The following is an 11,359-nucleotide window of genomic DNA, read 5'->3' as shown; positions in this document are numbered from 1 at the left end:
AATTTTAAATACCGAATTGTATTTATAAAATTGGAATACACAAACCAACAATAAATTTGTTTTCTGGATGATTTGAGGCATCATTATAATAAATTTCAAATGGATTTAGAGTTGATTTTTTGTAGCCATTTTCTGTCATCCAAACAAAAGAATATTCCCATGCTTGTTGAAAATGAAAAGGGGAGAAATACGCTTTTTGTGATACATTACCCAATGAGAGTTTTTTATCTAAATTCTCATCAATATAGTTAATAGTATTAAAAATTCTTGTAACTGTTTTATTAAATATTTGAGTTTTTTTCAATTTTTGTCTTGTAATAAATAGAATAATAATCCACCTGCAAAGTATAACAAAACATCAATATAATCTTTGGTATATCTTGCTAAAAAATTGGGAAAGATAAACTCAAAAAGAATGCTATACATAATGCACAGGTATATAACTATAGGTAAGCTTAAGGTGAAGTTTTTATTATTTCTAGACCATCTTAAGAAAAGTAAACAGATGAAAAGTACAATAGGTATAATTAAAAAATCATTTACATAATTATTAATAAGGTAGTGTAAATCAATTTTTAAAAATTGAAAAAAATAAATTATAAATGCTATAAATAGAGAGATTAAAAACAGTAAAATAAGTCTTTTGTTCATTTTTTAACCAGCTGCAACCATTGCAATAAACCAAGCTAAACCTGCACCAATAGCACTAACTACAGTAATTACAGAATATAGCAACCAACCTGTAATTTTATACAAAATATTTGGATGTTTTTTTAAACGTTCTGCTAAATTGGGGTTTTCAAGTTCTTGAATTACTTCTTTTATTTGTTTTTGCTTTACTTCATCTGCTTTTATTTCTCTCTTTTTACGATCAGAAATTAAAGTATTGCAAAACTCACAATAATCATTATTTTTATTTAGTGTACCACAATTTGAACAAATAATAATTCTAGTTCCCATTAAAAATTAATTTGTTTATTTTTTTGTTTGAAAGGGCGAATAATCAAACGTGTTTCTCTGTCAAAACGAATATAATTATATATCCAATTCAGAAAAACAATCGCTCTGTTTCTAAATCCTATTAGAGAAAAAAGGTGTACAAACATCCAAACAAACCAAGCAAAAACACCTTGAAATTTCCAATTTTTTAAATCTACAACAGCTTTATTTCTTCCTATAGTAGCCATAGAACCTTTGTCGTCATAAATAAAAGCTTTAGTTTTTTTACGAAATAGCTTTGCTAAAATATTTTTTGCAACCAATTTTCCTTGTTGAATAGCAGGTTGTGCCATCATTGGATGTCCATAAGGATATGCTTCAGATTGCATACAAGCAACATCACCAACTGCATAAATATTGGTATAGTTTTCTATTTGATTAAACTCGTTCACTTTATATCTTTCTGTTCTTGGAATAATTGAGGAAGCCTCTAAACCTTTTACATTATCACCTTTAACACCAGCTGCCCAAATAACAGTTTCAGCTCTAAAATTGTCTTCGCTATTTGTAGTAACTATTTTTCCATCATAATCTAAAACGCGTACATTTTTCCAAATATTTACACCTAATTTAATCAAGAAGTCTTCTGCTTTTTCAGAGGCTTTTGTACTCATCCCTTTTAACAGGCATTCAGAGCTTTGTATTAAATTGATTTGCATTTGTCTAATGTCTAAATCAGGATAATCTTTAGGTAAAATTCCTTTTTTCATTTCAGCCAAAGCACCTGCTAATTCGACTCCTGTTGGTCCACCACCAACAATTATAAAGTTCATTAAAGCATTACGTTCTTCAATATTATCTGTTAATAAGGCTTCCTCAAAATTCTCTAATATTAAACTTCTAATGTCTAAAGATTGAGGAACAGACTTCATTTCCATCGTGTTTTTTTGGATATTTTTATTCCCAAAAAAATTAGTAGTTGAGCCTGTAGCTATTATTAATTCATCATAATCTAAATTACCAATTGAGGTTTCTATAATATTTTTCTCTGGATGGATTTGTACAACTTCTGCCAATCTAAAATAGAAATTATCCACATCATTAAAGCGTTTTCTTAAAGGAAAAGCGATAGAATCTGGTTCTAAACCACCAGTTGCAACTTGGTACAATAGAGGTTGAAATGTATGGTAGTTGTGTTTATCTATTAAAACAACCTGTAACTCTTTTTCTTCTAGCCCTTTTGCAGCTGCTAAACCAGCAAAACCACCACCTATAATTACAATTCTAGGAAAACTTGATTGTGGAATATTCATTTAAAATTAACCTTTTTACAAATTTACTGAAAAGAAAATTTTAAAAATTAATAATCAAATTTTTATTATACTTTTTTTAAAATTATCTATGCATAATACTCTAATCGGTTTTTAATTTATTATTTTAGTAAAAATTAATTTCCCCCAATAAAATGCTAGATACTTTAAAAACTTCGATATCTTTTACTAAAAACCTATTTACTGTAGGTGCTTTTAAAGAGACTAAACCAGAAACTGTTAGAGCAATTTGCTCAAAGCTGCCAAAAAACAAAGATATTACTGTTGTTGAATTCGGTTTAGGACATGGAAATATGACCAGTCATATTTTAAATTCTATAACAGAAAACTCCTCTTTACTCTCTTTTGAAATAAATCAAGAATTTTGCAAATACGTTCGAGAAAATATTAAAGATAACAGGTTAAGAGTAATTAATGATAGTGCTTTAAATTTTCAGAAATATATTGTAGATGGTATTGATAATTTTATCATTTCAATACCCTTCACATTTTTAAAAGATAAAGAAGCAATTGCTCTCGTAAAATCTTGTTTTGATAGTTTAACTGAAACAGGGGTTTACAGCCAAGTTGTATACAGAGACAAAACATTACTGAAAGCTATAGGTAAAAGACCTTACGAAAAGAAAATTATAAAAGCATTAATTAATGAGAAGGTTTTTCATGTAAAAAACAGTTGATTTTATAAAAAATCAGCTTTTATTTCTTGGAGTTTTTTATTGGAATTAATGTAAAGTGTAATTATTTTTTGCTTGATAAATTCTTTGTCACCATTAAAATAAGTAACCCACCTGTCATTTTTTAGAAGATAATTTATTTTTTTAACTTTTTTTTGGGCTTCATTAAAACTGAACAAGTGTTTGTTAGAATCTCTTTTTTCTGATTTTATTTTTACAGAGGATTTGTCGAAATCAACTTTAATAAAAAAGAGTTTTTGGGATGAATTTAAAGGATAAAAATTACTCCATTTCGCAAAACCAACAACTGTTTGTTGATTTTTATAGTTATTGTTAGAAATTAATTTCCATCTGCAATTGGCAACTCTTCCCCAGTGATTTGATTTTCTATATACGCCTTCATCAGCATAAAAGTATGTACTTTCTGATTTGCTTTTGTAGTTGTTGTTTTCTGGAAAATTAAAATCATCAACCTGTTTAAACTCACAAAAAGTATATTTAAAAAAATTTGTCGAATTGTATTTTTTGATGATAGACATTTATTTTATGACTAATTTTCTAGAAGGTTCTCTTTGATAACCTTTTATATAAATAGTGTCTTTTTCAAATTTAACTTTTGCAAAAGCGGAAGAATTTTCAGTATCAACCATTCCTTTAAAAGTAAGAAAATGTACATTATTTATAAACTTATAAGCACCATTATGATTATGACCATTAAAAAAAAATTTTACATTTTTATATGGTTTTATTAATGATATAAACTGCTCTCTATTCCAGAGATTGTCATTGTCTATTGGATAAATAGGAAAGTGACAATAAAAACCAACTTTTTGATTTTGTTTAACTGCTTTGTCTAGCTCTTTTTGAATCCAGTTTAATTGTTTATTACTTAAACCACCATTCCATATTTTTAAATAAGGTAAATCTTTATCTTTTAATAAATTGAATAGAGAATCTGTTTGTTGTTTTTTTTCTTCGGATAAAGTGCCGTAAAAACTCAAATCATTTCCATCTAAAACTATAAAACGCCAATCATTTTTGGTAAAACTATAATATCTATTTTTAATATTTAATTTGTCTAAAACCTTTTGTTTGTTGACTTGGCCAACATCAAAATCGTGATTGCCTAAAACGTGATATTTTTTAGATTTTAGAGTGTTCCAAGTTGGTAAAATACTATCTAAACTCCATATTTGTTTATCAATAAAATCGCCTAAATGGATGGTATATGCTAAAGAATCTTTATTTAAAGTAGCAACAGCTTCTTTTAATCTTTGTGGTGCTTTTTTATAATATCTGCCCCATTTAATTTCACAATTACAATATTGGCAATCAGCAATTACACCTATTTTAAAAGGTTTATATTTTTTTTGGGCATAATTAGTAATTGAAAAGAAAAGTAATAAAAAAAACAGTTTATTCATACTTGTAAAAGTAGAAAAAACTGTTTGATTTGAATTTAATCAAGAGAAATTTAATTGTTATTTTTTTGACAATGCAATCGCAAAAGCTTCCAATTTTTCTTTAGTCATTTGAGCAACTTTTGTTTTACTCTTCGAATAAAAGTTAGAGAACCCGAATTTAGTCCAAGTTCCTGAACCCAATTTTTTATCAACAAAAACAATAATAAAACTTTCTTTATCATAAGTAATGGCATACAAACCAAAATAATTGAAGAAGATTGGTGTACCGTATTTTTTACTTTCTTCTTGTTTGTAAGAAAAAATTGCTGGCGTACATTTTTCACAAGCTGCTACTGCTAATAATTTTTTACCATTATTTTCTCCAAATTCTACAAATTTTATTTTTGAAGGTTTATTGTCTATACCTTTTTCAGCTTCTAGTAAATGGTATTTACCATTAAAACGTTTTGTCAGGTTATCTTGAGCATTACTGTTAAATACATTTGCAAAGAGAAAAAAGAGAAAAATTAATTGTTTCATATTTAGTTTTTAAGTTAAAAAAGCTTGTTGGAAAGTAAATTCCCAACAAGCAGGCATTAATAAGTTGGGTACTTTATAAATTCTTCCCCCAAAGAACTTATTTTTTTATCATTTTTCTTAATCCAATCTTCCCACTTTCAGTTTCAATTTTTAATAGATATACACCTTTGTTTAGATTTGAAACATCAATATTTTTGTCTTTAAATGTTTTTACTTTTTGCCCAATCCAATTGTAAATTATTCCTTTTTTAATAAATGTATTTACTTCAATTTGAATAAGTTTAGTCGCAGGGTTTGGATATATACTAATATCAATTTTATTAAAGTTTGTTATGCTCGCAGTTGCGCTACAGTTATCACTCCAATTAGCATCATCATCTTTAATCCAAAGACGACCATTTACTCTAGAAGTAGGGTCAAAACCACTATCATGTTGTATGCAGGTTAACTTTGGTGTTTTATTAGTCCACATATTCGTTAACGATACGTTATTTCCATTAGCTACGTTTAAACTTTCTAAATCTGGATTGTTATCACTAATAAACTGAACCAAGTTCGGATTGTTTGATGCATCTAAATTTTTAAGTTTATTGTTTCTTAAATTCAAAGTAATCAAATTTTGGTTTTGAGATAAGTCCAAATTTGTTAATGAATTATTTTGAATTTGAAGTGTTTCTAATAATAAATTATTTGTTACGCTTAAAGATGAAATAGAGTTATAGTCTGCGTTAAGTGTTTTTAAATTAATATTAGCAGAAATATCTAAATTTATTAGGTTGTTTCTCGCAAAATATAATGATTCAAGAATAATATTTTTACTTAAATCTATTGTGGATATTGAATTTAATCTAAAATTTAATATAGTTAAGGCAGAATTAGCTGTAACATCTACAGTTGTTAAATTATTTTCTTCGACACTTAAGCTTTCCAATAACACATTTTTAGAAACATCTAAATTTGATAAAGAATTTGAATTTGCATTTATTAATATTAATTTGGTGTTAGCTGTAACATCTAAAGTAGTTCCAGAATTAAAACCTACAAAAAGCCTTGTAATATTTGGGAATTGTTCCAAACCAGTAAAGTCAGAAATATTTTTGTTAATAACGTTTATAGAACCTGTGTAATTTGTTGCTTCACTACATTGTATCACTCCATCATTATTGATGTCAATTTTGCTAACACCAATTCCACTAATAGAACTTCCATGAGCTAAAAGTGCTACTTTAAAATTAGTATCTGGGATACTTATATTTGATGTACATTGCGAATGTAATTTGTTGTTAATTACTATAAGAGTTATAAGCAGTAATATTTTTTTCATCTGTAATTAAAATTTAATTTTAGTACAAATGAAATCTTATTGTAAGAGACTCGTTAGTTATACTTTCCCAATGCTTTTTTATTACTTCCTAATGGTTTGAAGTTTTAAATAAATCTTCAAATTTTTCTTTATAACTTTTACTAATAGGAATTATAGTTTGATTGCTTAATTCCAGATGTTTTTCTTTTTTAGAATACAAATAAATATGTCTTGTATTTACAATCCAAGATCTGTGAATGCGAATAAAAGTTTCTGAATTGCTTAAAATATCTTCATAATAACTTAATTTTTTTGATGCTGTATAGGTTTTTCCATCTATTAATTTTATATGAGCATACATTCTATCTGCTTCAATACACGCTATTGTATCAACATCAATAATTACATAATCGCTTTTATAAGGAATTGCTATTTTTTTTAACTTCTTCTGATTCACTTTTAGTAATTGTAAACGTTTTTGTAAATCGTCTTTTGCTAAATTATCTGTAACTTTTTTTACAGCATTTTTTAATTCTTCAATATCAATAGGTTTTAGCAAATAATCTAATGCAGAATATTTAAAGGCTTTAATGGCATATTTATCATAAGCTGTTACAAAAATGATGTAAAAGTCAATTTTTTTAAAGTGATGTATTAGCTGAAAACCATTTTTTTGAGGCATTTCTATATCCAAGAATACAAGTTGAGGTTTGTAGCTTTCAATAGCAGTAATTGCACTGTCTACATTACTTGCTTCGTAAACAATTTCAATTTTTGGGCAAAATGTTTTTGTGAGATAACGTAAGTTTTCTCTCGCATTTATTTCATCGTCTACAATAATGGTTTTAATGGTTTGCACAAGCTATTTTTTATAAGGGACTTTAATAATTACTTTAGTTCCGTTTTTAATATCCTCATAAGAAAACCCAATATTCATTTTATAATATTCTTCTAAAAATTGTAATTTTTCTTTGATTGATTTTGTAGAAAACGATGTTTCTTTTCCATTGTTTTTATTAATTTTTTTAGATGCTTTAAAACCAACTCCATTATCTGTAATGATGCAGGTAAACACATCATCTAAAAAGAAGTCGATTTGTAATTTCTTTACTCCATCAGTCTTATGAATTAAACCGTGTTTTATGGCGTTTTCTACAAAAGGTTGAATAATCATAGAAGGTATTTTAATGTTTTCTACAGCATTTGCTCCTTTAATTGTGTATTCAAACCCTTCTCTAAAACGTAACTTTTCTAACTCTAAATATTTTTCTAAAAGTGATAATTCTTCCTCAAAATTCACAAAACTCTTTTCACTGATATTTAGATTTTCTCTTAATAATGATGCAAATTTTGTAAGGTAGGTATAAGCTTCATGTTTATTGTCTTTTAAAATTAAACTCTGTATGGAGTTCATAGCATTAAATATAAAATGAGGATTCATTTGTGCTTTTAATGCTCTTAATTCAGAATTTTTATACTGCTTTTCTAACGCTAATCTTTTTTTAGTTGCTGCAAGTTCTAAAGCTGTTAAAGCAGCCTGTTTTTTTACTTTTAACCTGCTATAATAAAACAAACCAGCAACTAATATTAATAGTATTATTATTAAAGATCCAGTAAATAAATTCCTGTTTTTTTGATTTTCTAGTTCTAATATTTTTGATTTTTTCTCGATAATATCTTTATCACGTTTTATTTTTTCGGTCTTATATTTTACCTCTAAATTGGCTATTGCTTTCTGTTTTTCAATACCTAAAATAGAATCTGTAAGAATGATATCTTTTTTCAGATAATCTAAAGATTTTTGGTACGCTCCTTTTTTCTCATAGAGATTTGCCAGCATTTTTTGATTGTGAGATAATGATTTTAAATTTCCCTCTTTCGCTAAAAGTTTTTTTGATTTTAAGAGATATTTTTCTGCTTGTTTAAATTTACCCCAAGCAATAGAATTATTTCCTAAATTATTGTAAGCTAGTATAATACCTGAATTACTTTTTAGCTTTTCATAATTCTCTAGCCCTTTTAAAAAATATTGATGTGCCTTTTGATGTGTTCCTTTTTTCTCATAAATAGACCCCATATTTGTATACAAGTCTGCTAAACCTCTAGTATTATTTTTAAATTTTTCTGCAATTTTCGCATATTCTAAAGCTTTATCTAGTTGATTTACTTTTTGTTTTGTAGCACATAAATTTATAGAAACTGCTCTTAATAATCTTTTATTTTTTTGAGCTAAAGGATCATTATATATACTTTCTAAAAGATCATCTGCGGTTTTCCATTCTAACATGTTTATGTAAACACCAGATAAGTTGAATTGTGTAATTAATTTTCTCGTTTTGAATTTTTCTTCCCTTTTGTCAAAAAAAGTAATTACTTCATTAAAGTATTTTATCGATCTTTTAAAATCTCCTTTAGCTTTATAAACATTTGCTAAAGAACTTTTAGTAATATTTATTTTAGTACTGTCTTTAAGTTTTGCATAAATGTTGATAGATTTTTTATAGTTGATTATAGCAGAATCTAAACTTCCTTTTTTTCTGTAATAAATGCCTAACTCTCTTTTAAAGTTTGCTTCTTGGTTTTTATTTTTGGTTTTTATAGCTTTGTATATAGCTTTTTCAATAATAAAGAGATGTAGTTCTGAATCCCTATTTCTATAATAGCTTGATTTCTTATTAAATACTGCAAAAAGTAAACTGTCAGATTTTATTTTAGAAAAAATAGAATTTAAACTATCTTTTTTAATGCTTTGAGATGAAGTATTATTACTAAAAAATAATATAAAAAATAAAAAGAAAATTCTTCTCACTATAAATGATAGATTAACAAGTGTAAAACACTAAATTATAATTTATTTAGTAGTATTTCTGAATAAAACTTTAATAAATTATTAATGATAACAGATTGCAATTTTTGAAAACGATAACTAAAGCAAATAAATACTTTCCGAAAGAAATAAATTTATTTCCCAATAAAAAAACGCAATCATTAATTTGATTGCGTTTTAATATATATAGACTCTGAATTAAAATTCAGAAGGGTTGCCTATTTCACTTCTTCAAAATCAACATCTTCAACATTGTCTCCTTGGTCTGCATTTGCTTCTGGCTGACCTTGAGTATCTGCTCCTGGATTTCCTCCTTGAGCAGCATACATTTCTTCACTTGCAACTTTCCAGGCTTCATTGATTTTTTCCATTGCAGCATCAATTTGAGCTAAATCTTTAGACTCATGAGCAGCTTTTAATTCAACTAAAGCAGCTTCGATTGGCTCTTTTTTATCCGCAGATAATTTATCACCAAATTCTTTCAATTGCTTTTCTGTTTGGAAAATCATAGAGTCAGCTCCATTGATTTTTTCAGCAGTTTCTTTTGCGGCTTTATCAGCATCAGCATTCGCTTCTGCTTCTTGTCTCATTTTTTCGATTTCTTCTTCTGATAATCCTGAAGAAGCTTCAATTCTAATTTCGTGAGATTTGTTGGTTCCTTTATCTAAAGCAGAAACTTTAATGATACCATTTGCATCAATATCAAAAGTTACTTCAATTTGTGGAACACCTCTTTGTGCAGGTGGTAAACCATCTAAATGGAAACGTCCAATTGTATTATTATCAGCAGCCATTGCTCTTTCACCTTGTAATACGTGAATTTCCACAGAAGGTTGATTATCAACAGCAGTTGAAAATACTTGTGATTTTTTTGTTGGAATGGTTGTGTTTGCATCAATTAATTTTGTGAAAACATTCCCCATTGTTTCAATACCTAATGATAAAGGTGTAACATCTAATAACAATACATCTTTCACATCACCAGTTAACACTCCACCTTGTATTGCAGCTCCTAAAGAAACAACTTCATCAGGATTTACACCTTTACTTGGTGCTTTTCCAAAGAATTTCTCAACAGCTTCTTGTATTGCAGGTATTCTTGTAGAACCACCAACTAAAATAATTTCATCAATTTCTGATGTTGATAAATCAGCATTTTTTAAAGCTGTTTTACAAGGCTCAATTGTTCTTTTTACTAAATCATCAATTAATTGCTCAAATTTTGCTCTAGACAATGTTCTTACCAAGTGTTTTGGTCCACTAGCAGTAGCAGTTACATAAGGTAAGTTTATTTCTGTAGATGTAGAACTAGATAATTCAATCTTCGCTTTTTCAGCAGCTTCTTTTAAACGTTGTAAAGCCATTGGGTCTTTACGTAAGTCCATATTTTCATCAGCTAAAAACTCTTCTGCTAACCAGTTAATGATTTTTTCATCAACATCATCTCCACCTAAATGTGTGTCTCCATCTGTAGCTAATACTTCAAAAACGCCATCACCTAATTCTAAAATAGAAACATCGTGTGTACCACCACCAAAGTCAAAAACAACAATTTTTTTATCGTCATTTGCTTTGTCCATTCCATAAGCTAATGCAGCAGCAGTTGGCTCATTAATAATTCTTTCTACTTTTAAACCAGCAATTTCACCAGCTTCTTTAGTAGCTTGTCTTTGTGCATCGTTAAAATATGCAGGCACAGTAATAACTGCTTGAGAAACATCTTGCCCTAAATAGTCTTCAGCAGTTTTTTTCATTTTTTGAAGCACCATTGCAGAAATTTCTTGAGGTGTGTATAAACGACCATCGATATCTACTCTTGGTGTGTCATTATCTCCTTTTACTACTTTATAAGGTACTCTTTTTACCTCTTTAGAAGATTCAGAAAATTTATTACCCATAAAACGTTTAATCGAATAAACGGTTTTAGTTGGGTTAGTTACTGCTTGTCTTTTTGCAGGGTCACCAATTTTTCGTTCTCCTCCTTCTACAAAGGCAACAATAGATGGTGTAGTTCTTTTTCCTTCAGCATTAGGAATTACAACTGGCTCATTACCTTCCATTACAGAAACACATGAGTTTGTTGTTCCTAAATCTATTCCTATAATTTTACTCATAATATTTATTTTTATTAAATTTTGTATTTCAATTTTACACTTACAATTAGTCAAATGCTATGCCAACAGGTTTTTAAATAAAAAATGTCAGTTTTTTTTAAAAAAGATGAATTATTGATGTGACATATTGACATAAATTGTATCTTAATAACAAAGAGCATTCAAATTTGTAAACCATTTTAAATTTCATATATTTGAGATGTTCTAATGAGAATCAAAATATTATAC

Annotated in this window: 11 protein-coding genes; 1 reads left to right on the top strand and 10 read right to left on the bottom strand. The window is 27.6% G+C overall.

Features of this window, described 5'->3' with window-relative positions; translation table 11 throughout:
* Positions 1–22: 22 nt before the first annotated feature.
* The 3 genes from BTO18_RS17815 to BTO18_RS05270 all read right to left on the bottom strand — a co-directional run bounded on the left by BTO18_RS17815 (position 23) and on the right by BTO18_RS05270 (position 2,252).
* Positions 23–304, bottom strand: a complete 282-nt coding sequence (locus BTO18_RS17815; protein WP_105015225.1) for a GyrI-like domain-containing protein — start codon at positions 302–304, stop codon at positions 23–25.
* A gap of 350 nt (positions 305–654) precedes the next feature.
* Positions 655–960 carry a hypothetical protein gene (locus tag BTO18_RS05275; protein WP_105015224.1) on the bottom strand — a complete coding sequence of 102 codons (306 nt, stop codon included), beginning with the start codon at positions 958–960 and terminating at the stop codon, positions 655–657.
* Positions 960–2,252 carry an NAD(P)/FAD-dependent oxidoreductase gene (locus BTO18_RS05270; protein WP_105015223.1) on the bottom strand — a complete coding sequence of 431 codons (1,293 nt, stop codon included), beginning with the start codon at positions 2,250–2,252 and terminating at the stop codon, positions 960–962. Before BTO18_RS05270 ends, BTO18_RS05275 begins: the two co-directional genes overlap by 1 nt.
* 152 nt (positions 2,253–2,404) lie before the next feature.
* Here BTO18_RS05270 and BTO18_RS05265 point away from each other — a divergent pair, with 152 nt between their 5' ends.
* Entirely contained in the window at positions 2,405–2,947 is a 543-nt protein-coding gene (locus tag BTO18_RS05265; RefSeq protein ID WP_105015222.1) for an rRNA adenine N-6-methyltransferase family protein, read from the top strand.
* Between the two features lie 2 nt (positions 2,948–2,949).
* Here the strand turns inward: BTO18_RS05265 and BTO18_RS05260 are convergent, their stop codons facing one another.
* The 7 genes from BTO18_RS05260 to dnaK form a co-directional block, all read right to left on the bottom strand.
* Entirely contained in the window at positions 2,950–3,483 is a 534-nt protein-coding gene (locus tag BTO18_RS05260) for a hypothetical protein (protein ID WP_105015221.1), read from the bottom strand.
* A complete protein-coding gene (locus tag BTO18_RS05255; protein ID WP_105015220.1) occupies positions 3,484–4,368 on the bottom strand; it encodes a metallophosphoesterase in 885 nt (294 codons plus the stop codon).
* A gap of 57 nt (positions 4,369–4,425) precedes the next feature.
* Positions 4,426–4,887, bottom strand: coding sequence for a hypothetical protein (locus tag BTO18_RS05250; RefSeq protein WP_105015219.1), 462 nt, complete (start codon positions 4,885–4,887; stop codon positions 4,426–4,428).
* Positions 4,888–4,984: 97 nt separating this feature from the next.
* Positions 4,985–6,211 (bottom strand): T9SS type A sorting domain-containing protein, encoded by a 1,227-nt coding sequence (locus tag BTO18_RS05245; protein ID WP_105015218.1) that lies wholly within the window; start codon positions 6,209–6,211, stop codon positions 4,985–4,987.
* A gap of 88 nt (positions 6,212–6,299) precedes the next feature.
* The gene (locus BTO18_RS05240) at positions 6,300–7,049 is read right to left on the bottom strand and encodes a LytR/AlgR family response regulator transcription factor (protein WP_105015217.1); all 750 of its coding nucleotides are present in this window, start codon (positions 7,047–7,049) and stop codon (positions 6,300–6,302) included.
* Between the two features lie 3 nt (positions 7,050–7,052).
* Positions 7,053–8,999, bottom strand: coding sequence for a tetratricopeptide repeat-containing sensor histidine kinase (locus BTO18_RS05235; protein WP_105015216.1), 1,947 nt, complete (start codon positions 8,997–8,999; stop codon positions 7,053–7,055).
* A gap of 236 nt (positions 9,000–9,235) precedes the next feature.
* A complete protein-coding gene (gene dnaK / locus BTO18_RS05230) occupies positions 9,236–11,131 on the bottom strand; it encodes a molecular chaperone DnaK (RefSeq protein WP_105015215.1) in 1,896 nt (631 codons plus the stop codon).
* Between the last annotated feature and the right edge of the window lie 228 nt (positions 11,132–11,359).

Origin of the sequence: Polaribacter porphyrae, assembly GCF_002954685.1 — a bacterium.
Classification (GTDB): Bacteria; Bacteroidota; Bacteroidia; order Flavobacteriales; family Flavobacteriaceae; genus Polaribacter; species Polaribacter porphyrae.
Note: the sequence above shows the minus strand (reverse complement) of the source record. Positions and strands in the feature narration are given on the sequence as shown.

Bases quoted from the DNA above. Each gene is read 5' to 3' on its own strand.
- BTO18_RS05260 (WP_105015221.1), bottom strand. From the start codon at position 3,483: ATGTCTATCATCAAAAAATACAATTCGACAAATTTTTTTAAATATACT.
- BTO18_RS05270 (WP_105015223.1), bottom strand. From the start codon at position 2,252: ATGAATATTCCACAATCAAGTTTTCCTAGAATTGTAATTATAGGTGGT.
- dnaK (WP_105015215.1), bottom strand. From the start codon at position 11,131: ATGAGTAAAATTATAGGAATAGATTTAGGAACAACAAACTCATGTGTT.
- BTO18_RS05265 (WP_105015222.1), top strand. From the start codon at position 2,405: ATGCTAGATACTTTAAAAACTTCGATATCTTTTACTAAAAACCTATTT.
- BTO18_RS05255 (WP_105015220.1), bottom strand. From the start codon at position 4,368: ATGAATAAACTGTTTTTTTTATTACTTTTCTTTTCAATTACTAATTAT.
- BTO18_RS05275 (WP_105015224.1), bottom strand. From the start codon at position 960: ATGGGAACTAGAATTATTATTTGTTCAAATTGTGGTACACTAAATAAA.
- BTO18_RS05250 (WP_105015219.1), bottom strand. From the start codon at position 4,887: ATGAAACAATTAATTTTTCTCTTTTTTCTCTTTGCAAATGTATTTAAC.
- BTO18_RS05245 (WP_105015218.1), bottom strand. From the start codon at position 6,211: ATGAAAAAAATATTACTGCTTATAACTCTTATAGTAATTAACAACAAA.